At 65.8% G+C, this 20,589-nt stretch carries 21 protein-coding genes; 8 read left to right on the forward strand and 13 right to left on the reverse strand.

Annotation, left to right across the window (positions count from 1 at the left end; all coding sequences use genetic code 11):
* Positions 1 to 42 precede the first annotated feature (42 nt).
* Genes HLH21_RS09225 through HLH21_RS09255 form a run of 7 tightly spaced genes read right to left on the reverse strand, consistent with a single transcriptional unit; the run spans position 43 to position 8,001 of the window.
* Positions 43 to 969 carry a transketolase family protein gene (locus HLH21_RS09225; RefSeq protein ID WP_182943473.1) on the reverse strand — a complete coding sequence of 309 codons (927 nt, stop codon included), beginning with the start codon at positions 967 to 969 and terminating at the stop codon, positions 43 to 45.
* Positions 966 to 1,784: a transketolase gene (locus HLH21_RS09230; RefSeq protein WP_182943474.1), complete on the reverse strand. Its 819-nt coding sequence runs from the start codon at positions 1,782 to 1,784 to the stop codon at positions 966 to 968. The genes HLH21_RS09225 and HLH21_RS09230 overlap by 4 nt, the downstream gene beginning before the upstream one ends.
* Positions 1,781 to 3,892, reverse strand: coding sequence for an FkbM family methyltransferase (locus HLH21_RS09235; RefSeq protein WP_182943475.1), 2,112 nt, complete (start codon positions 3,890 to 3,892; stop codon positions 1,781 to 1,783). The genes HLH21_RS09230 and HLH21_RS09235 overlap by 4 nt, the downstream gene beginning before the upstream one ends.
* Entirely contained in the window at positions 3,889 to 5,205 is a 1,317-nt protein-coding gene (rfbH, locus tag HLH21_RS09240) for a lipopolysaccharide biosynthesis protein RfbH (RefSeq protein WP_182943476.1), read from the reverse strand. Before rfbH ends, HLH21_RS09235 begins: the two co-directional genes overlap by 4 nt.
* Positions 5,202 to 6,194 carry an NAD-dependent epimerase/dehydratase family protein gene (locus tag HLH21_RS09245; protein WP_220789751.1) on the reverse strand — a complete coding sequence of 331 codons (993 nt, stop codon included), beginning with the start codon at positions 6,192 to 6,194 and terminating at the stop codon, positions 5,202 to 5,204. Before HLH21_RS09245 ends, rfbH begins: the two co-directional genes overlap by 4 nt.
* Complete coding sequence (rfbF, locus tag HLH21_RS09250; protein ID WP_182943477.1) at positions 6,191 to 6,973, reverse strand: glucose-1-phosphate cytidylyltransferase; 783 nt, start codon at positions 6,971 to 6,973, stop codon at positions 6,191 to 6,193. Before rfbF ends, HLH21_RS09245 begins: the two co-directional genes overlap by 4 nt.
* Entirely contained in the window at positions 6,973 to 8,001 is a 1,029-nt protein-coding gene (locus HLH21_RS09255) for a glycosyltransferase family 2 protein (protein ID WP_182943478.1), read from the reverse strand. The genes rfbF and HLH21_RS09255 overlap by 1 nt, the downstream gene beginning before the upstream one ends.
* A gap of 199 nt (positions 8,002 to 8,200) precedes the next feature.
* Here HLH21_RS09255 and HLH21_RS09260 point away from each other — a divergent pair, with 199 nt between their 5' ends.
* Positions 8,201 to 8,935, forward strand: a complete 735-nt coding sequence (locus HLH21_RS09260) for a class I SAM-dependent methyltransferase (protein ID WP_182943479.1) — start codon at positions 8,201 to 8,203, stop codon at positions 8,933 to 8,935.
* A 53-nt stretch (positions 8,936 to 8,988) separates the two neighbouring features.
* Here HLH21_RS09260 and HLH21_RS09265 read toward each other — a convergent pair whose 3' ends face one another.
* Positions 8,989 to 9,720, reverse strand: coding sequence for a glycosyltransferase family 25 protein (locus HLH21_RS09265; protein WP_182943480.1), 732 nt, complete (start codon positions 9,718 to 9,720; stop codon positions 8,989 to 8,991).
* 288 nt (positions 9,721 to 10,008) lie between these two features.
* On the opposite strand from HLH21_RS09265, the gene HLH21_RS09270 reads away from it, so the two are divergent.
* The 5 genes from HLH21_RS09270 to ybaK all read left to right on the forward strand — a co-directional run bounded on the left by HLH21_RS09270 (position 10,009) and on the right by ybaK (position 13,931).
* Complete coding sequence (locus HLH21_RS09270) at positions 10,009 to 10,380, forward strand: phosphoribosyl-ATP pyrophosphatase (protein ID WP_246379492.1); 372 nt, start codon at positions 10,009 to 10,011, stop codon at positions 10,378 to 10,380.
* 189 nt (positions 10,381 to 10,569) lie between these two features.
* Positions 10,570 to 11,100 carry a CvpA family protein gene (locus HLH21_RS09275; protein WP_182943482.1) on the forward strand — a complete coding sequence of 177 codons (531 nt, stop codon included), beginning with the start codon at positions 10,570 to 10,572 and terminating at the stop codon, positions 11,098 to 11,100.
* A 45-nt stretch (positions 11,101 to 11,145) separates the two neighbouring features.
* On the forward strand, positions 11,146 to 12,672 hold the full coding sequence (gene purF, locus HLH21_RS09280; RefSeq protein WP_246379494.1) for an amidophosphoribosyltransferase: 1,527 nt from the start codon (positions 11,146 to 11,148) through the stop codon (positions 12,670 to 12,672).
* The gene (locus tag HLH21_RS09285) at positions 12,669 to 13,415 is read left to right on the forward strand and encodes an SDR family NAD(P)-dependent oxidoreductase (RefSeq protein ID WP_182943483.1); all 747 of its coding nucleotides are present in this window, start codon (positions 12,669 to 12,671) and stop codon (positions 13,413 to 13,415) included. The genes purF and HLH21_RS09285 overlap by 4 nt, the downstream gene beginning before the upstream one ends.
* A gap of 42 nt (positions 13,416 to 13,457) precedes the next feature.
* On the forward strand, positions 13,458 to 13,931 hold the full coding sequence (gene ybaK, locus HLH21_RS09290; protein ID WP_182943484.1) for a Cys-tRNA(Pro) deacylase: 474 nt from the start codon (positions 13,458 to 13,460) through the stop codon (positions 13,929 to 13,931).
* Between the two features lie 115 nt (positions 13,932 to 14,046).
* On the opposite strand, the gene HLH21_RS09295 is transcribed toward ybaK, so the two are convergent.
* The gene (locus tag HLH21_RS09295; RefSeq protein WP_182943485.1) at positions 14,047 to 14,832 is read right to left on the reverse strand and encodes an OmpH family outer membrane protein; all 786 of its coding nucleotides are present in this window, start codon (positions 14,830 to 14,832) and stop codon (positions 14,047 to 14,049) included.
* A 196-nt stretch (positions 14,833 to 15,028) separates the two neighbouring features.
* On the opposite strand from HLH21_RS09295, the gene HLH21_RS09300 reads away from it, so the two are divergent.
* Entirely contained in the window at positions 15,029 to 15,418 is a 390-nt protein-coding gene (locus HLH21_RS09300) for a hypothetical protein (protein ID WP_182943576.1), read from the forward strand.
* Positions 15,419 to 15,548: 130 nt separating this feature from the next.
* Here HLH21_RS09300 and HLH21_RS09305 read toward each other — a convergent pair whose 3' ends face one another.
* The 4 genes from HLH21_RS09305 to xseA all read right to left on the reverse strand — a co-directional run bounded on the left by HLH21_RS09305 (position 15,549) and on the right by xseA (position 19,210).
* On the reverse strand, positions 15,549 to 15,947 hold the full coding sequence (locus HLH21_RS09305; protein ID WP_246379497.1) for a helix-turn-helix domain-containing protein: 399 nt from the start codon (positions 15,945 to 15,947) through the stop codon (positions 15,549 to 15,551).
* A 178-nt stretch (positions 15,948 to 16,125) separates the two neighbouring features.
* Positions 16,126 to 16,506 (reverse strand): BA14K family protein, encoded by a 381-nt coding sequence (locus HLH21_RS09310; RefSeq protein WP_182943487.1) that lies wholly within the window; start codon positions 16,504 to 16,506, stop codon positions 16,126 to 16,128.
* A gap of 146 nt (positions 16,507 to 16,652) precedes the next feature.
* Positions 16,653 to 17,393 carry a hypothetical protein gene (locus tag HLH21_RS09315; RefSeq protein ID WP_264811945.1) on the reverse strand — a complete coding sequence of 247 codons (741 nt, stop codon included), beginning with the start codon at positions 17,391 to 17,393 and terminating at the stop codon, positions 16,653 to 16,655.
* Positions 17,394 to 17,749: 356 nt separating this feature from the next.
* Entirely contained in the window at positions 17,750 to 19,210 is a 1,461-nt protein-coding gene (xseA, locus tag HLH21_RS09320) for an exodeoxyribonuclease VII large subunit (protein ID WP_182943488.1), read from the reverse strand.
* 70 nt (positions 19,211 to 19,280) lie between these two features.
* Here xseA and purD point away from each other — a divergent pair, with 70 nt between their 5' ends.
* Positions 19,281 to 20,570: a phosphoribosylamine--glycine ligase gene (gene purD, locus HLH21_RS09325; RefSeq protein WP_182943563.1), complete on the forward strand. Its 1,290-nt coding sequence runs from the start codon at positions 19,281 to 19,283 to the stop codon at positions 20,568 to 20,570.
* The last annotated feature ends 19 nt before the right edge of the window (positions 20,571 to 20,589 follow it).

Below are 20,589 nucleotides of genomic sequence, written 5' to 3' on the forward strand. Positions count from 1 at the left end.
GACAGCCCCTGCTGGGGCCGTTTTCAAAGACGCTCCGTCCAGCTACCTGTTTCGGGCAGAAAGAACGCGCTCGGCCAGTCCTGTAGAGTCCAGACGATAGGTTCGTCGCAGGTCCTCCTGTCCCCCGTTGCGCGACGGCTGGGCAGGATCCATTCCCGCCCTCAGGACCTGGGCGCGGGGACCGGGCAATTCGGCGACGGCTTCAGCAACGGCTCCGCCCAGGCCGCCTGAAAGGACATGTTCTTCCACAGTGACCAGAAGAGGCAGGTCTTTTGCCAGACGGGTCAGGGTTTCCCTGTCCAGGGGCTGGATAACCGGTACGCTCCATACGCCCATATCAATACCCTGGCCGGCAAGGAGCGAGGCGGCGGCCAGCGCCTCACCCGTTACGGGGCCGGTTGCAAGAAACGCGCCGTCCCGGCCAGGGCGCAGGCAGAGCATGGGGCCGAAGGGAACAGCGTCCAGAGATGTTTCATGCAGGGTCGGTTCGCCACCCTTGTTGAGGCGCAGATATGCGGGCCCCCCTTGCCGTCCCAGGGCGGCCAGAACCCAGGCGGCCTCCGCAGGGTCGGCGGGAACGGCCACCGTGATGCCTGGCAGGACCCGGGTCATGGCCAGATCTTCCACGCCGTGATGCGTGTAGCCATGGCTGCCATAGGCAAAACCACCGCCGATGCCGATAACGGTCACGTCGGCCCCGTGGGCGACGATATCGTTGCGGATCTGCTCGAGGCAGCGGATAACCGCGAAGTTGACAATGGACCAGCAGAAGACCTTGCGCCCGGTCATGGCCAGGCCGGCGGCTATTCCGGCCATGTTCTGCTCGGCAATGCCCACGTTTATGAAACGGTCTGGGAAGCGGGCTGCGAAGGGCTCCATGACTGAAAAACCCAGGTCTCCGGTCAGCAGCCAGACCCGCTCGTCGGCTTCGGCCAGGGCGACCAGCCCTTCGGCGACAACACTTCTCATGCGCCCAGTTCCGCCAGGGCTTTGGCAAATTCGTCGTCCCGTGGCGAGCGATAGTGCCAGAGCAGGTCATTTTCCATGAAACTCACACCTTTGCCCTTCACCGTATGCGCGATGATGACGGTGGGGCGGTCGCCTTCCGGCGGAGCGAGGAGGGACCGGCTGATGGCGTCGTGGTCGTGGCCGTCGATGGCACGCACGGTCCAGCGGCATGCGGCCAGTTTGTCCCGCAGGGGTTCCAGATCCAGAACCTCCGACGTCCGTCCGAAGCTCTGGATCTTGTTGTAGTCGATGATGGCGGTCAGGCCCGAGAGCTTGTGATGCCCTGCAAAGAGAAAGGCTTCCCAGTTGGAGCCTTCGTCCAACTCTCCATCACTGAGCACGGCGATCACCCGCCTGGGATCGGGCCGGCCCTTGTCTTCGGCGCGCAGCCCCAGGGCCATGCCGCAGGCGATGGGAAGACCATGGCCCAGCGAGCCGGTGGACGCCTCCACCCCCGGCACGCCCTTGCTGGTCACATGCCCGGCCAGAACGGCGCCATCGCGGCAATAGCTTTCCAGCCAGTCCAGTGGAAAAAACCCTCTTTCCGCAAGGGCGGCGTAATAAATGGCGGCAGCGTGTCCCTTGCTCAGAAGAAACCGGTCCCGCCCGTTCCAGGCCGGATCGGCGGGATCGACCCGCAGCAGCCCGCCGTAGAGCACAGCCAGCAGATCCGCCATGCTGAGACAGCTTCCGATATGGGAGGCCTTGGCCCTATGGACCATCCGCAAGGCATGAATTCGCAGTTGTCGGGCGAAATTCACGGTATCCAGCGTCATGGACGGTTGTCTTCCGGCAGCGTACGCAACGCGGTGCTGACCGCGGCGGCGACGGCACTGTGGCGGTCGGGCACGAGAAACAGGAAATTGGTCGCTACGGTCTCATCCGTAATTCTGGAAATCTCCTCCAGACCGTTCGCTGTCAGCGCGTGGGCCACATACCCCAGGGGGGCGAGCAGATCGAGAATATCGTTGGGATGATAGTCGTATACTGCCGCCCATTTGCGTAGCAGCTCCATCATCAGCACCGGCCGGTGGCGCTCCAGAGTGGCGCCAGCGCCGCGCAGCACGAAAATTTCCGCTCCCTCCACGTCGATCTTGACCAGGCCGACAGCGCTGCCATTCGTGCTCTCGGTCAGCAGGCTGTCCAGGGTGCGCTGCGGGACTGTGACGCGCCTGTTCGGCTGGTCCGGGAAAAGGGGACGCCGGGAAGCTGCGACGCTGCCCGTAAACTCGGGCACATGAAGGGTAATGGTGTCCGACGCCTCGCCCAGCGCACAACCCGCTACTTTTACCACCGTTTCCAGGCCGTTGCGCGCGAGATTGGCGCAGAGCAGCATACGCGTGTCCGGCACGGGCTCCACGGCCAGAATGCCCGCGGTGCGGGTTTCAGCGTGCAGACTGGCGTGCAGGCTGTACCAGCCCACATTGGCGCCGATGTCTACAAAGCGCCCCCGGGTCGTCGCCAGCGTGGCCTGAAATGCGGCCAGTTCGGTAGGTTCGTAGTGACCGTGGTTCAGCACATGCGCGGCTGCTCCACGGATGTCGCCGGCATTCAACCCCAGCCTGAGGCCGTTGGTGAGGGTGATCGTGGCGCCCTCGCCGGTGACCGTCATCCCGGCCACGGCGTCCCTCACCAGGATATGGGTGTCGTCCAGACCCTGGTGATGGCGGGCCATGCTTTTCCAGAAACTGTCGCGCGGCATACGGCCATGCGCGTAGGCTTCCATCAGGTCGGGAATGGCGGGTACCGCCTGCGGAAGCGGAGGAATGCGTTGCCAGCGCTCCGGTCCATGGCCGACGGCCGGCGCCTCGGCGGCTACGGCCCGGTTCCAGGCGATGGTGCGGGCCAGCCCTTCAGACAGGCCGACTTCCGCGATGCAGCCCAGTTCCGTGCGTATCCGGTCAAGGTTCGGACGCACCCGCGATGGTGATCCCGCCTGCGGGCGTGCGGACGCTGTCCGGACAGGTTCGGTAACGCCGAATAACCGGGCGATCTCGGTCGCGAGGTCCAGAATGGATGTTTCCGGACCGTCAGCACCAATGCCGTAGAGTCCTCCGTCCGCACCCGAGAGCAGAATCTTCAGGAAGGCGGTGGTCGCGTCCGTGACGTAACCGTAGGTGCGTGTGGCCTGGCCGTCGCTTTCCAGAACGAAGGGCCTGCCGTCCAGACCCAGGCGCACCATGGCGCCGACGATGCGTCCGTCGTCGATATCCTGGCCGGGACCGTGAACGTGGAAGGGACGGACGATACGCACGGGCACGTTATGCTGGCGCCACCAGGCCAGGGAGATGGCTTCCCCCGCGCGTTTGGCCTCGGCGTAGGCTGTCCGCGCCTGACGCCAGTCCAGCAGACCTATGGCGTCCTCGGACGTGGGGAACTGCTCTGGTGGAAGGGTTCCGTAAACCTCGCTTGAGGATACGTAGAGCAACGCTGCCGCCCGGTCCTGGCGGGCGCGGGCCAGCAGGTGCATGAGGCCGGTCGTATTGGCGGCCATCAGGCCGGCCGGGTCAGCCATAAAGCTGCGTGGGGCCGCCGGCGACGCGGCGTGGATGATGTAATCCACCGGAGCCAGGGGGGGAAGCGGGAGGCTGACATCCTGGATCAGGGCCGTAACGCCGGGGTCTTCCGCCGCCCAGGGATGACGGCGGCGCAACGCCTCGGCAGAGCGGCCCAGAAGGGTCAGGCGGACAGGCTTCTCCACCAGTCCATGGGTATTCAGATAGGCGATGGTATCGACGATGGCGCCGGGCAGGAAGCCCGCCGCGCCGGTAATCAGCACATGGCGGCCGGACAGACGGGCGAGCTGATCCGCTGTCAGGCGGGCGGCAACCCGGCCCGCGTCCTCATTCAGGATGTCCCGGGCCGAAGACGGAAGAGCGGTCATTGCCGACAGAAATCCGTGATGGTTTCCGCCATGAAATCGATCATGGGATCGGTAAGGGCCGGGTGAACGCCAATCCAGAAGACATTGTTCATGACAAAATCCGACATGTGCAGATCACCGACCTGGCGTCTGGGAACGTCGCGGTAGGCCGGTTGGCGCAGCAGGTTGCCGCCAAACAGAAGGCGGGTGCCGATGCGCCGGTCTTCAAGATGGCGAACCATGGCATTGCGGGTGAAAGGCGCGTCCTCGCGTACGGCAATGGGGAAGCCGAACCAGCTCGGATCCGAACCCGGCGTTGCCTCCGGCAGGATCAGCAGATGCTGGAGAGGAGCGAGCGCCTTCCACAGCCTGTCGAAATTGGCGCGGCGGGCAGCAATGAATCCCGGCAGTTTTGTCAGCTGGGATACGCCTACCGCGGCCTGCATGTCGGTCGCCTTCAGGTTGTAGCCGATGTGGGTATAGATGTATTTGTGATCGAACCCTTCCGGCAGATCGCCCAGTTTCCAGGAAAAGCGGCGGCCGCAGGAATTGTCCTGACCCGGCTCGCAGAAACAGTCCCGGCCCCAGTCACGAAACGACTCGGCCGCCCGCATGACCAGTGGCTTGTCCATGAGGACTGCACCGCCTTCACCCATGGTAATGTGATGGGCGGGATAGAAGCTGACCGTGGCCGCGATCCCGAAGGTTCCGACCCCCTGCCCCCGCCAGCTCGCGCCCAGCGCGTCACAACAATCTTCGATGACCAGCAGATCGTGGGCGCGCGCCAGTTCCATGACCCGGTCAAGGTTGAAGGGATTGCCCAGCGTGTGGGCCAGCATGATGGCCCGGGTACGGGGGCCTATGGCCTCGGCCAGGGCCTCGACATCGACGTTGTAGGTGGGGACCTCCACGTCGACAAAAACGGGGACCAGACCGAGTTGCAGGATTGGATTGACCGTCGTCGGGAAGCCCGAAGCAACTGTAATCACCTCGTCTCCGGGCAGCAGACGCTTCTCTTTCATCAGAGGCGAGGTCAGACTGGCCAGGGCGACCAGATTTGCCGAGGATCCGGAATTGACCAGTCGGGCGTAGCGCCGGCCGAAAACCGTGGCGAATTCGCTCTCGAAACGTCTGGCGTAGCGTCCGGCGGTGAGCCAGAAATCGAGAGAGGCATCAACCAGCGAAGCCACATCCTCGGCGTCCCACACCCGGCGGGTGACGGGTACCGGGGTTTCCCCGGGCACGAATGCAGTCTGAGCGTTGGCCGCAGCGTGATGGGCCCGGGTCAAGGCCAGGATCTGATCGCGCAGATCCCGCTCCGCCGAAGCGGTCATGCATTATACTCCAGATGATTTTTGTACCAGGGAATGGTGAGCCCCAACCCTTCGTCCAACGTATAGAGAGGCTTCCAGTCCAGCTCGTTCCGGGCCCTGGCCGCGGAAAGATACTGCTGGCGGATCTCGCCGAAAGGCTTGTTGAGAATCCGGGGCTCCAGGTCGCTGTCCATGGCCGTGAGAATACGCTGTACCAGGTCGAGAACGGTCACCTGTATCTCGTTGGAGAAATTATAGGCATTTCCGGCGATTTCGGGGTGACGGGCCAGATGCGCGGCCAGGGTCATGTAAGCCGCAGCCCCGTCCTCCACGAAGAAATAGTCGCGGATGAAATGTCCGTCCGAACGGATCAGGGGACGTTCGCCACGAAGGACCGAGCGGATGGTGCCAGGTATGATGCGGTTCCAGTTCAGGTCCCCGGGGCCGTAGAAATTGCCGCAGCGCGTGACGACCACAGGCAGGCCGTAGGTATGGGCATAGGCCTGGGCGATGAGATCCGCGCAGGATTTTGAGACATCGTACGGCTGGCGTCCGATGAGCGGCATCTGCTCGTCATAGGGGAGGATCGCCTGCTCCCCATAAGCCTTGTCGGAGGAGGCCAGAATGATCTGCCGCACGGTCGGCGCGTGGCGGCAGGCTTCCAGCACATTCCATGTGCCCTTGATATTCGCCTCGAAGGTGGAAAGCGGGTTGCGATTGGCAATGCCGACGATCGTCTGCGCCGCGAGGTGAAAAACCACCTGGATCTCGTATTCCCCGAGTATCCGTTCCATCAGGGCATAGTCGCAGATATCCCCGCGCACGACCGTGACCCTGGAGAGCAGACCCTCCGTCATCAGTTCGCAGGACGGCACCCAGTCCCGCACCAAAGCGACCACATCGGCCCCTGCCTCAACCAGACGCCGGGTCAGCGCGCCGCCGACAAGACCACTGGCTCCGGTGACGAGAACCGGCCGGTCGCGCCATTCAAAACTGTCGGCGTTTGTCACCATATCCTCCAGGGAGCCTTGCCCGAGTGCCATAATTCATTCAGTACTAGAAATTCCCGATAGGTGTCCATGGCGAAGAAAAAGCCGTCGTGCCGGTAGGCCATGAGCTCGCCCGCCGCCGAAAGGCGCTCCAGCGGTTCCCGCTCCAGGATGCAGTCCGGCCTGACGGACAGCCAATCCAGAACCCGGCGGTCGAAAACAAAGAAGCCGGCGGAAGACCAGCCGTCCAGACGCGGTTTTTCCACAAAAGCCTGTACCGCATCCCCTTCCAGGTTCAGGACACCGAAGCGGGATACAGGCTGTACTGTGGTGACTGTCGCCAGTCGCCCATGAGATCGGTGGAAGGCAATCAGCTTTGCGATATCCACATCGGCCAGGCCGTCGCCATACGTGACCAGAAACAGATCGTCCGTATCTGGAATATACCGCTCCACCCGCTTGATTCTGGCACCCGTCATGGAGTCATCGCCGGTGTCGGCCAGGGTGACCTCGAAGTCATCTTCATCGTCGGGGGACGTGGGGAAGGAAATACTCTCCCTTGAACCAAGGCGCATGGTAAAGTCATTCATCATGGCGCGGTAGTTCAGGAAATACTCCTTAATCATCGTGCCTTTGTATCCCAGGCACAGGACGAAGGAATTCAGGTCGTAGGCCTGAAAGATCTTCATGATATGCCACAGGATCGGTCTTCCGCCGACTTCCACCAACGGTTTTGGCCGATGTTCCGTCTCTTCCCGCAGTCTGGTGCCCTGACCGCCGCAGAGGATAACAACTTTCATCAGCCGATTCCCCGCGCAGCGTCAATAATGGCCTTCATTTCAAGGCGTGTCGCCATGTCATAGCATTCCAGGGCCATGGCCTGATTGCCCAACGCCTCGGGGAAGCCATTCATTGCTGCAAAGTCGGGAATATCCATCAGGGCTGCGATGTACCGTTTTACCGCGTCCGCGCTGCTGCGCGTGTCGGCCTCGCGCTCCTGAATGAAGTTCACCCGGTTGATCGCGCGCTGGGCCGTCATGACGAGCATGGTCTGGATACTGGCCGGGTCGTCGGCAAGCAATTCCTTCAACATGGCGACAAGGCCACCGTGCATGTGATCGTCAGGGTATTCCCAGTAAATCTTGTTCAAGATCCGGTGGATTGTGATGTACTGGTTGAGGAAAACCGTTTTCGCGGCCAGCATGGCCGTGCCGGTGATCCACATGGGTGAATAAAGATGGCGCCCGATTTCGCGCTTGTAGCCTTCCAGGTCGACAATGTCCCTGCGGATGACCCAGCGCGTCAACACATGGCCATGCCAGAACAGATCAATGAAGGTCTGTTTTCCCGGCGGAAAGACCTTGATACTGGGCAGGTCGCTTCGCCGTTCGATGCCGTCGATCCATAGATGATCGCCCGCCAGGTTGCGTTGGCCGTCGATCTGTCGCATGGGGGTGAAAATGAGGCCGGTATCGGGCTCCTGACGCAGAACCATGCGGATCATGGTAATGGCATAAGGCATCAGCAGGTCATCATCCGTCAGCATGATGATGTATTTGCCCCGCGCCTCCTGCAGGACAAAAGCGACATTCTGTTCCGGTCCGATGTTTTCTTTCTGGTGGAAGACACGCAGTCGGGGGTCGTCGAAGCGATCAAGGACATCACGCGTATGGTCGGGCGAGGCGTTATTGCTGACAATGACCTCATAGTCCTCCCAGTCCTGGGCCAACGCACTATGCAGGCAACGTTGCAAGTCATCCGCCCGGTTGTAGCTTGGAATAACAATGGAAAAGAGGGGCGAGCTACTATCCGGTTGAGCAAGAGTCATGATTCAACGCCTGTCTTCTGCAATGGAAAGCCAATGTTGAGCGACTATATACACCGGTTGGACGGGGCCCGTAAGGCGCTTTGTGCGGCCCCGCAACGTGCTCGCCCTGCGAGATTTTCCAGGCGACAAAGCTTTCCAATCATGGAACAATATCTGGTCGATACGAGTATTTTTTGACCATATATACCCTGAGGAACAGATGAATTTCTGCACCATTTGCGCCACGGCAAATAAATTTCAGGAATTTCGTGGCAGGTCGGCCGAGCAGTGTACCCGCTGCGGCAGTCTTGAACGTCAGCGCGCGATTTTCCTCTTTCTGACCATGAAAAATTGCCTGAAAAATATTGGCACGGATGACTTTGACAAGCGGATTCTTCACTTCGCTCCGGAGCCAATGCTGTTCAACGCCTTTTCAAATAACGGAAAGAACAGGAATTATAGATGCTTCGATTATTCTCCAGGTTCATATGGTTTTACCGGAAATTTTATCGGACGGCATGATCTGGCCGACATGGAAGGCACAAAAAAATTGCCGCCTGCCGATATCATCATTCATAATCATGTGCTTGAGCATATTCCCGCGGATTTTGCCGAAACGATTCAGGCGCTGAACTCCCTTCTCGTGCCCGGCGGCATCCAGGCTTTCACCATCCCGATCAGACCGGGCAAATTTGACGAGGATCTGTCCCCTTCACTGAGTGACGATGAGCGCAGGCAAAGATTTTATCAGGAAGATCATGTACGCATCTTCGGTACGGACGATGCGGTCCCGATGATGCAGTCGATCATGAAAACGGACAAGGTTGTCTTTCGCCTTAATGAGCATATCAGCCCCGAACTTGCGGCCGCATATGGGTTGACCACGACCTACAAGGCGGACCGCATTGATTCGGTTTGCAGCAATACCGTATTTTACTATATCAAGCCCCTTTGACAGGGGCGATGAGCGTTACGGAGCCTGTCATCGCCGCAACCCCATCGGCAAAGTCAGCCTCCGGCGGTCTGCACGGTGCTATTCGGCAGATCGTGCTTTGAAACAACGATCGGCGGCACGCAGACGCAAGCCTTCACGCTGTCGTAGACCGACGCCATCATGTCGTCGATGCCGGTGTTGATCTTGTTGCGGTTCAACCCTGGATAAAACACGTCCATGGGGCGGAGAGGCACGACATGCGACAGGAGGCGCTCCGCCCCTAGCGGTGAAATCGAATAACAGATCGTTCCGTGCGCGCGAACAAGCGGGAACAATTCGGACCTGTATTTCGCTTCCTTGAAAGAAGACAGGTTGCCCATGACGTCCGCATGATACAGATGCCCCGTGAATTTCGAGACTCCGGGCATCAGATCGAAGGTGACGTAGGCATCGGTATTAAAGCCCCACAGAATGATGTCCCAGTCGTGGGGGGCCGCCGAAAGAAGACGCTCCTGCTCCGAGCGGAAATCCGCTCTCATGACCGCATCATCTTCGGCGACGGTCGCCGGCTCCCGACTGTTGATGACCTCGGTCCAGATCGCCATATGCGACAAGGCACACCCGATGGCCCCGTCGGTGTACTCAAGACCGGGGTTCATCAGGTGTTTATCCGCGAGAATTTGCCTCTCGACCCCTTTTCCGTCGATGGCCTGCGTTTTTGTGAAATATGCACACTCCGGATTGTCGTTCCGGAAGGCGGCAAGTCGTTCAGGACAGCGCTCGAGATTCAGGAGATGATATCGCATTTTTATGTGGCCCATGACTTATACGAACGAATCGGCAAATCCAGCTTTTGTGGATTTGATTGGCATCTGAACCCTGCGCCGACATGTCGGATACCAACTGTTATTGCATGCTCGGTACGTAATGCGCGTATCCCGTCCGGATGGCAACACCCCGACCCGGAAGGACGCCCACGCCAGGCCAAGTGCCGCGTTGACCGCGCGGCGGCCCACCCGCATCATGCACAAATGCCCCAGTCCGCGCCCCCTTCGCAGACAGACCCGGACGACGCCGCGCGGGCCGGGGAACGCATGTCCGGCGCGGATGGCGCGGCCGACGTGCTGGGCCGGCTGTGGGCCGGGTTGGCTGTCGGGGCCGACCCCGAGGGCGCGTCCGACCTGCATATCCGCCGCACCGCCCGGGCGTTCGGCGTGCATGCCGAACATTGCCTGGCGGCGCTGATCGTCGACGATCGGGCGACCCTGGTCCGCGAAAGCGCCGACGTCGTGCACATGCTGATGCGCCTGTGGGCGGCCCGGAACGTCGCGCCCGAGGCGGTGTGGACCGAACTGGACCGCCGGACGCAGGTCGGCAACCTGCTGCTGTCGCTGAACGCGCCGGCGCGCGGCACCGGCCGGGCCATCACCCGCCCGTGGCGAATCCGCTCGACCAAGCTGCCCTGACCCATGCGCCCCGGCGGGAGGGGAGGCCCGATCTTTCCCCTGTCGTCGCCGCGCGGACAATGGCATAAGCTGCCCCTCCGGACGGCCGCCGCCGTCCGCGCACCGAAAACGGAAGGAACGCGACGGCCCCATGCACCGGGTCCCTGCCCCCCTTGCGCCTCGTCCCGCGTCTGCCCGGGCGGGCGGGCGATGACGTGGAACTGGGCCGACCTGCTGTGCGGCGGCGTCGTCCTGGTCTCGGCCCTGCTGGGCTGCGGACGCGGGCTGGTGCGTGAAACCCTGGGGCTGGGCGGCTGGGTCGGCGCGGTGGCGCTGGCCGCGCACTGGACCGGATCGCTGCAGCCGGTCGCCGCGCGTTGGGTCGCCAATCCGCTGGCGGCCGACACCGCGGCCTTCGTCGTGCCGTTCGTCGGCCTGCTGGTCGTCTTCACCCTGGTGGCGCAGATCTGCGGCCGGCGCATCCGCGGGTCGGCGCTGGGCGGGCTGGACGGCACGCTGGGCCTGCTGTTCGGCGGGGTGCGCGGCTATGGCGTGCTGGTGGCGCTGTACCTGACCGCCGGGCTGGTCGCCCCGCCCGCATCGTGGCCGGACGAGGTGCGCGACGCCCAGGCCCTGCCGCTGGTGGCGCGAGGGGCCTTCTATCTGGCCCCCTTCCTTCCCATTTCCATGCAGCCACGCCTTGCACAACCGGGGCAGACGCGCCATGACGCCCCGATCTGAACCCTTACGAGGCCGCCCCCCGGGCCTGTCGAGGAAAGACCGCTGATGTCCACCCGTTCCCCCGCCCCCGACGGCCCCGTCTTCCTGCATGACCCTGCCTTTGTGCGGGACGTGGCGCCGCAATGGCAGCACGACGACAAGCCGCATGAGGAATGCGGGGTCTTCGGCGTCTGGAACGTCAAGGACGCATCGGCGCTGACGGCGCTGGGCCTGCACGCCCTGCAGCATCGCGGGCAGGAAGCGACGGGAATCGTTTCGTACGACGGCGCGCGGTTCCACACCCACAAGGGGCTGGGCCTGGTCGGCGACGTGTTCGGCGACGCGCGGGTGATGGCCACCCTGCCGGGCCATCGCGCGGTGGGCCACAACCGCTACGCCACCACCGGGGCGACGCTGATCCGCAACGTCCAGCCCCTGTTCGCCGATTTCGAATTCGGCGGCCTGGCGGTGGCGCACAACGGCAACCTGACCAACGCCGAGACCCTGAAGCGCGCGCTGGTGCGCCGGGGCTGCATCTTCCAGTCCACGACGGACAGCGAGGTGTTCATCCACCTGATCGCCATTTCGCTGTACGCCAATGTGGTGGACCGGCTGATCGACGCGCTGAAGCAGGTGCTGGGCGCCTATTCGCTGGTCGCGCTGTCGCGCGACGCGCTGATCGGCGTGCGCGACCCGCTGGGCGTGCGGCCGCTGATCCTGGGCCGCATCGACGACGAGGACGGCGGCGCGCCGTCCTGGGTGCTGGCCAGCGAGACCTGCGCGCTGGATATCGTCGGCGCCGAATTCGTCCGCGATGTCGAACCGGGCGAAATCGTCATCATCGACAACGACGGCGTGCGCTCGATCAAGCCGTTCGGCGAACAGAAGTCGCGCTTCTGCGTGTTCGAATACATCTATTTCGCCCGCCCCGACTCGGTCCTCGACGGCCAGCCGGTCTATGAGGCGCGCAAGCGCATCGGCGTGGAGCTGGCGCGCGAAAGCGCGGTCGAGGCCGACGTCATCGTCCCGGTGCCCGATTCCGGCGTGCCCTCGGCCATGGGCTATGCGGCGGCCAGCGGCATTCCCTTCGAACTGGGGATCATCCGCAACCATTACGTCGGCCGGACCTTCATCGAGCCCACCGACCAGATCCGCCATCTGGGCGTGAAGCTGAAACATTCGACCAACCGGCCGGTGCTGGACGGCAAGCGGGTGATCCTGGTCGATGATTCGATCGTGCGCGGCACCACGTCGCGCAAGATCGTGGACATGGTCCGCGCCGCCGGCGCGCGCGAGGTGCATATGCGTATCTCCTCGCCGCCGACGACGCATTCGTGCTTCTACGGCATCGACACGCCCGAACGCGGCAAGCTGCTGGCGGCCCAGCACGACCTGAAGGAAATGGCCGAGCTGATCGGCGTCGACAGCCTGGCCTTCATCTCGTTCGACGGGCTGTACCGCGCGCTGGGCCATGCCGACCGGGCGGCGGCGCAGGGCCGGTATTGCGACGCCTGCTTCACCGGCGACTATCCGATCCCGCTGGTCGATCACGAAGCCGAAGGCGGTGACACCGCATTCATCCCCGCCGCATGACCGCGGGACCCGACGGGGGGACGGACGGGCAGCAGCCGCTGGCCGGCCAGGTCGCGCTGGTCACCGGGGCCAGCCGGGGCATCGGCCGGGCCAGCGCGCGCGCCCTGGCGGCCGCCGGCGCGCATTGCATCCTGACCGCCCGCAGCCAGGGCGGGCTGGAGGAAACCGACGACCTGATCCGCCGCGCGACCGGGCGGGCCTCCACCCTGCTGCCGCTGGACCTGCTGGATGGCGCCGCGATCGACGCGCTCGGCCCCTCGATCGCCGGCCGGTTCGGGGGGCTGGACGTGATGGTGCATTGCGCCGCCACGCTGGGGGTGCTGACCCCCGTCACCCACATGCGCGACACCGACTGGACGGCCGCGCTGGCCGTCAACGCCACCGCCGCCTGGCGCCTGATCCGCACCGCCGCCCCGCTGCTGGACCGCGCGCCGGCCGGCCGGGTGGTGGTGCTGACCGACGGCCACGCCGCCCGCCCGGCCAGTTTCTGGGGCATGATGGCGGCGTCCAAGGCGGCGATGGAGGCCATGGTCCTGACCTGGGCCGAGGAAATCGCGCCCGGATCGGGCCTGCGGATCAATCTGTACGATCCCGGCCCCGTCGCCACGCGCCTGCGGGTGCAGGCCATGCCCGCCGCCGACCTGTCGTCCCTGCCCGACCCCGAGGTGGCCGGGGCGGCCGTGGCGGCGCTGTGCCTGCCCACCGAAACCCGGCACGGGCAGCGGATCGCCGCCGCCGGCTGAACCCGGCCTTGCCGGGGATGCGCCCGCTGCTATAACGGCGCGATGGGCAAGAATACTCCGGCAACGGTGGCGCTGGGCCGGGCGGGAATCGCGTTTTCCCCGGTGGAATACAGCTACGACCCGTCGGCCGACCGGCTGGGCGTGCAGGCCGCCGAGGCGATCGGCGAGCCGCCGTCGCGCGTCTACAAGACCCTGATGGCCGACATCGACGGCCGTCCGGTCTGCGTCGTCGTCCCGTCGGACCACGAGGTCAGCATGAAGAAGCTGGCCGCCGCCTTCGACGGCAAGTCGGCGAAGATGATGAAACCCGCCGATGCCGAGCGGATCACCGGTTTCAGGGTCGGCGGCATCAGCCCCTTCGGGCAGAAGCGCAAGGTGCCCACGGCCTTCGCCCGGCAGGCGGCCGACCTGCCCTACCTTTATACCAACGGAGGGCAGCGGGGATTGCAGGTGCGCCTGACCCCCGACGACGCGTTGCGCGCCTGCGACGGCCGCCTGGCGGACCTGACCGCCTAGGGGCTGGCCCCACCAGAGGGCCTAGCCCCTTGGAAACCCAGGACTTCATAAAACGAATGGGATGCAAGGGCCGAGGCCCTTGCCGGGTTCGGGCAGAGCCCGACCTTCCTGGCGATCAGCCCTGCTGGTCCTGCGGGCCGGGCTCGGGCATCTGCACCGGGGCCGTGGGGAAGCGGCCCGATTTCGCGATCACTTCCGGGTCCTCGTTCTCGGCCGGCAGGTAGACGTGCGGCAGCAGGGCGTTGAGGCGGGTGACGACCTGCTGGCTGATATCGACCTCCGGCCCATGCAGCACGGCCAGGCCCGACTGCACGACCATCGTCAGGCCACGCGACTTGCCGATGGAATTGACGACCTGGGCCACCTCGCGCTGGACCTGGTTCATCGCGACCTGGATATCTTCCTGCAGGATGCGGTTGCGTTCGCCGAATTTCTGCTGGTCGGACGCCACCCGCTGCTGCAGGGCCCGCTGCTGGATTTCGGCCTGGTCGCGCGGGGCGTTCAGCATCCGCTGGCGCAGGGCCTGGATCTGGGCTTCCTCGGCACGGACCTCGCGGATCAGCTTCTCGCGCCGGGCCCCCATTTCCTGCTCCACCTGCTGGACGGCGACGGACTGGCGCATGATCTCGCCGGTATCGAACACGCCGATCACCGGCTGGGGCGGACGCACGCCGGCCGGCAGGGCGCCGAAGGTCGGCACGGCGGGTTCGGGCAGCACCGGCTGCGGGGGGGCGCCGTCCGGCCCGGCCGCCTCGGCCGCGGGGGCAGGCGCCGGGGCCGCGGCCCGCGGCGCGGCCATGGCGGGCGCGATGCCCGACATCGCGATCAGGCCGGCCAGGATCCACCGTCGCGCCGGGGGCGTCCCGGTCCGGCCGTGTCCGGCACTGAAGGCTTCCGTCATGATCCTGATCCGTGGCTGTTGCAGGCGATGCATGTTTCGTTGCCTAGCGGATCGGCGGGGACGTGACCAGTCCCGCGACCGCAAACAGGCAAGATCGCCGATGAACGGCGCGCCCGCCTGTGCCATACTCGCCCGCGCCCCGGCGGAGATGGAATCGGCCGGGTGACCCGGGACGCCCATCCGGAAAGGCAGAACCATGACACCAGAACACAGGATGACGGGGCGCGGGACGATGGTCCTGGCCCTTCTGGCCGCCCTGCCCCTGCTGGCCCACATTCCGCCGGCCTGCGCGCAGGCGCCGGCTCCGCCGCACTCGGCCTATCCCGACGGCACCGGCGATTCGCTGATCGACCGGCTGAACGCGGCGCAATTGTCGCCGAACTATCGGGGGCAGGTCTATTATCCCGGCCAGCCGATCCCGCCGGCGCAGCCGCTGGACCTCGGGCACCTGCCGCCCGACGTGCCGCAGATCGTGCCGCCGCCCCCGGTGGGCGAACGCGCGCCCCAGCCGTCGATGCGCCCGCCCGGCGTTCCGTCCGCCCTGCCGCCGCCGGCGCCGGCCTGCGCCGCCACGTCCTCCTGCTGAAAATCTGTCCGGGCACGCGGTTTTCCGGCGGTTCGTCATAGTTTGGTTACATTTCAAACCTATGGTCGCGATGTGGCGTCGGTGCGTGATGCAAACTGTTCCCGGCGTCACGCCTCCTTGCCTGTCGCCCCTACAGCCGCCACAGCAGCGGCGTGTGCGACAGGAAGATCAGCCCCAGCCCTGACACAAACAGCATTTTCAGCGCCAGCGGCCCCCCGGCCGACACCAGCGCGTCCAGCGTCAGCATCTGCATGCACGGATCGACCGGCCCCTGTCGTCCGCCCGTGGCGGCCGCCCCCGGTGCTGCGATGCGCGTGCGCCAGTCCTGGCGTTGCCGCGTCTGTTCGCCCAGTGAAATCCTGGCCCGGCTGTAGAGAAGGCCGACAAAGCGATCCAGGTCCTCGACCCGGTACATCAGGTCGCGCCCATGCCGCACCGCCGGGCGAGGGCCGGCGCCCAGCAGGCCCAGCACCCGCAGCCGCCTGGCCGGCACACCCAGATAAGCCGCGGCCTCGCGCAGAGGCAGCATGCGCCGCAAGGGGAAAGCATGGACAGTCGCCGCACTGTCGCTGGCGCCGTCCAGGGGCGACCGGCCGTTCATTTCCCGAATGGTGTTGTGGATGGGCTTTTGCTGTCAATCACAACCTGCACCCCTCGCCCCGAGGATTTTCCATACCCCCTATGTGGGCGTCCGGGGGGCGGCAGGTTCAGCGGCAGACGTGGCGATGGCCGTCGGCGCCGATATAGGTGCCGGTCAACGGATCGAAGCACGCACCGGCGACGCAGCTGTTCCCCGACGTCAGCGGGGCGGGGTTCAGCCTGGCCCCGGCGGCGACGGCCTCGCGCGCCGCGGCGCCGCAGAGCGGGGTGTTCAGCGGGGCGGACGGATCGTTGACCAGTTGCGCCTCGTTCGCCGGGGGCGGCGCCTCGACCACCGTTCCGGGCGCGAATTGCAGCGGCGGGCGACGGGCGGCGGGGGCCTGGGCCACCGGCCGCGTCGCCGGTTGCGGCGCGCAGGCCGCCAGCCCCGAAAGCATCATCGCCGCGACCGCGAGGCGCGCGACGGAGGGCCGGGGACGATCGTTCATGACATCTTCCTGTCAAAGCTGTGCACAAGACATGTCCGCCGGCACCCCGACGCGACGATGCCGCATCCCTGCACTGTCGCCCGACATTCCGCATTTGCAAACAGCCCTTTCGCGTCGCCCCGCACACGGCCCCGGCATGGGGGGTATCAGATGGGCTTCGGATAATAGTTTCTGTAGGTGCGTCCTATGCTGGGAATAGCCTCCTTGACGATGCTCCCGATCCCCAGGGCCTTGCCGTTCCGGCGGAAGTTGAAATTCTCGATCAGGCGCCGCATGACATCGTCCGGATAGGTCGCCGCGAAATACCCCAGCGCATCGCACGCGGCGATGCGTTCGTGAAGGAACGACCCCTTCGGGGGCGCCACGTTCTTCCAGTACCCCATCCGGACCAGGATATTATTGATGAGATGAAGCGTGATGGCGTTCGTGCATGTTTCCGCACATTCATCCCGGAATTCGGGCAGCAGCAGCTTATGGATATCGCCATGCGAAATCGGGCAGAACATCCCCCGCGGTGAAAGGCGCGACCGGTTTTTTCCGTCACCCAGCAACCGCGTCAGCAGCAATGGGCCGGTTTCCCCCCATTTCAGATTCTTCCCGATGCGCCGCACCGCTTCGTCCGTCAGGCATTTCAGCAATGCTGCGTCGTCGGTGTAGAAAACGGCGCCGTTGACGCCGGATTCGTCGAGGGGAAAAATCTCATGCTTCCGCAATGGCGTGCTGTCCGACAGCAGCAGAACATCCAGATCGATCCAGACCAGATCGCGCATCGCAACCATGCGATAGCGAAAGAGATCCGAAAAGCGGCCGAGATCGGGCTTGCCGTTGTACAGAAAGCGGGATTCCAGGTCGCGCGAAACGATGGCGTGCGCGTCGTCCACCCGCACGCCGTTGGGAACCTTTGAAATCTTTTCAAAGGAGAAAAGTGTTATGTCATATCCCCTGGAAGAAAACGACGCGAGGCAGGCCTGTTCCATGGCCGAAAGCGTCGCACCATGCCAGAACGCTCCAAAGCCGCGCCCTGGAAAGCGAGTTCGATCCATTCCAGAGCCTCTTTGCGTTTCCCCGCGATAGAACGTTCTCCCGTCAAGGCGGTTCCCCGGAGGTGGCATGACGGACGGGCACTGCCCGAACCCGCCCGTTATCCAGGCTCGGGGGCCTGAGGCCCTGGACCCCGATCGGGGATGAAGCGACTGGGTTTTCAAAGGGCGATGCCCTTTGGTTTCAGGGCAGCGCCCTGAAGTCAGATATCCAGCAGCCCCTGGGCGGCCTCGGCCGGCTTTTCGATCTTCGCCATCGCCTCGCCGTCGGCGAAGGTCAGCACGACGCGGTTGCCGGGCCGCAGATCGGCCGCCCGCGTCACCGGCACGCCCGCCGGATTGCGTACCAGGACGTAGCCGCGTTCCAGCACCGCCATCGGCGACAGCGAGTCCATATGGCCCGACAGCCCGGCCAGGCGGGTGGCGCGTTCGCGCAGCAGGGCGGCCAGCGGCGCGGGGGACAGGCGGGCGCGATCGGCCCGCGCGCGCCCGTCGCGCAGCACATGCCGCAACCCGGACTGCAGATGGCTGGCGGCCAGCATCAGCCGCGTCCGCCGCCCGCCGATCAACTCCGCCGGGGGGGGCATGCGGCGTTCCACCGCCACCAGCGCCGCCCGCCGGCGATCGACCAGCGCCGGCAGCGCCAGGTCCAGCCGGTAGCCCCGGTCGTCCAGCCGCATCCGTGCGGTGCCCAGCAGCGACGGCAGGTCCGGCAGCCGGCCCGCCGCGCGGTCCAGCCGCAGGCGCAGCATCTGCGTGCAGCGCGCCAGCCCGCTGGTCAGCCGCGCGGCGCGATGCGCCAGGTCGGCCACCAGTTCGGTCCGGGCCGGCGCGGCCAGTTCCGCCGCCGCCGTGGGCGTGGGGGCGCGCCGGTCGGACACGAAGTCGATCAGCGTGGTGTCGGTCTCGTGCCCCACGGCGGAAATCAGCGGGATGGTGCAGGCCGCTGCCGCGCGCAGCACGGCCTCGTCGTTGAAGGCCATCAGGTCTTCCAGCGACCCGCCGCCGCGCGCCACGATCAGCACGTCGGGGCGGGGGATGCCGCCACGCCCGTCGATGGCGTCGAACCCCGCGATCGCCGCCGCGACCTGCGCCGCCGCCGCCTCGCCCTGCACTGCCACCGGCCAGACCAGCAGCCGGCGCGGAAAGCGCCGCGCGATGGTGGTGCGGATGTCGTGCAGCACCGCCCCCTGGGCCGAGGTCACGACACCGATGACATCGGGCAGGAACGGCAGCGGCCGCTTGCGCGCGGCGTCGAACAGCCCTTCCTCGGCCAGCTTCAGGCGCAGCCGTTCGATCCGCGCCAGCAGCGCGCCCTCGCCCGCGTACTCCAGCCGGTCGATGATGAGCTGGTAGGACGAGCGCTCGCCGTACGATGAGATCTTGCCGGTGGCGATGACCTCGACCCCGTTTTCCGGCTTCAGCCCCAGGCGCGACACCGACCCGCGCCAGACGACGGACGAGATCTTCCCGCCCTCGTCCTTCAGCGAGAAATAGAGATGCCCGGACGGGTAGCGCTTGAATTCCGTGATTTCGCCCCGCACGCGGATGCGGCCGAACGCGCCTTCCAGCGTGCGGCGGATGGCCCCCGAAATCTCGGAGACCGAATATTCGGGCACGTTGCCCGCCCCGGCGCTGCCGGAATCGCGAAGTGGTTCGTCCATCGCCGCAGGGTATGATAGAGACGGCCCGCCCGGAAGGCCGGGCGTGCAGATGGAACAGGGAAACGGATTGATGCGGGTGCTGCTGGTCGGATCGGGTGGACGGGAACATGCGATGGCGGCCGCGATCGCGCGCTCACCGCTGCTGGAGGCCCTGTTCATCGCCCCCGGCAACCCCGGCACGGCGGCCCTGGGCACCAACGTCGCCATTGCCGCCGACGACGTCGCCGGGCTGGTCGCCCTGGCGCAGGCCGAGCGCATCGACCTGGTGGTGCCCGGCCCCGAGGCCCCGCTGGTCGCCGGCCTGGCCGACGCCTGCGACGCAGCCGGTATCGCCTGCGCCGGCCCGACCCGCGCCGCGGCCGAGCTGGAAGGCAGCAAGAGCTTCACCAAGGAAGTCTGCGACGCCGCGCGCATCCCCACCGCGCGGTGGGAGCGGTTCGACAGCGTGGCCCCGGCGCTGGAGTTCGTGCGCCGGCGCGGCGCGCCGATCGTCATCAAGGCCGATGGGCTGGCCGCCGGCAAGGGCGTGGTCGTCGCCATGACCGAGGCCGAGGCCGAGGACGCGATCCGCGCGATGATGGACGACGCCAGCCTGGGCGACGCCGGCCGGTCGGTGGTGATCGAGGAACGCCTGGTGGGCGACGAGGTGTCGCTGTTCGCGTTCTGCGCCGGGGAAACCGCCGTGCTGATCGGCGCGGCACAGGACCACAAGCGCATCGGCGAGGGCGACACCGGCCCCAACACCGGCGGCATGGGCGCGGTCTCGCCCCCCACCGGCTTCGACCGCGCGCGGCAGGAAGCGGCGCTGGATGTGCTGGTCCGCCCCATGCTGGACGAGATGGTCCGGCGCGGCACCCCCTTTCGCGGCGTGATCTTCGCCGGCCTGATGCTGACCGACGAGGGGCCGAAGCTGATCGAATATAACGTGCGTTTCGGCGACCCCGAGGCCCAGGCCCTGCTGATCCGCCTGCAATCCGACCTGCTGCCCGCCCTGGCCTCGGTCGCCGATGGCACGCTGGATACGACGGACATCCGCTTTTCCGACGACCATTCCATCAGCATCGTGCTGGCCGCGCGCGGCTACCCCGGCAAGCCCGTCGCCGGCGGCGTCATCGACGGCATCGCCGAGGCCGGCCACCTGCCCGGCGTTCACGTCTTCCACGCCGGCACCCGGCAGGACGCCGAAGGCCGCATCGTCGCCGCCGGCGGCCGGGTGCTGACGGTCTGCGCCACCGGCGCCACGCTGGCCGAGGCCCGCAGCCGGGCCTACCACGGCGTGGCCGCCATCCGCTGGGACGACGCGACCTGGCGCCGCGACATCGGCGAGCGGGCGCTGCGGGCTGAAGGCCAGGCCGGTTGATGCGACGGCAAGGGCGTTG

Origin of the sequence: Gluconacetobacter johannae (assembly GCF_014174305.1) — a bacterium.
GTDB lineage: Bacteria > Pseudomonadota > Alphaproteobacteria > Acetobacterales > Acetobacteraceae > Gluconacetobacter > Gluconacetobacter johannae.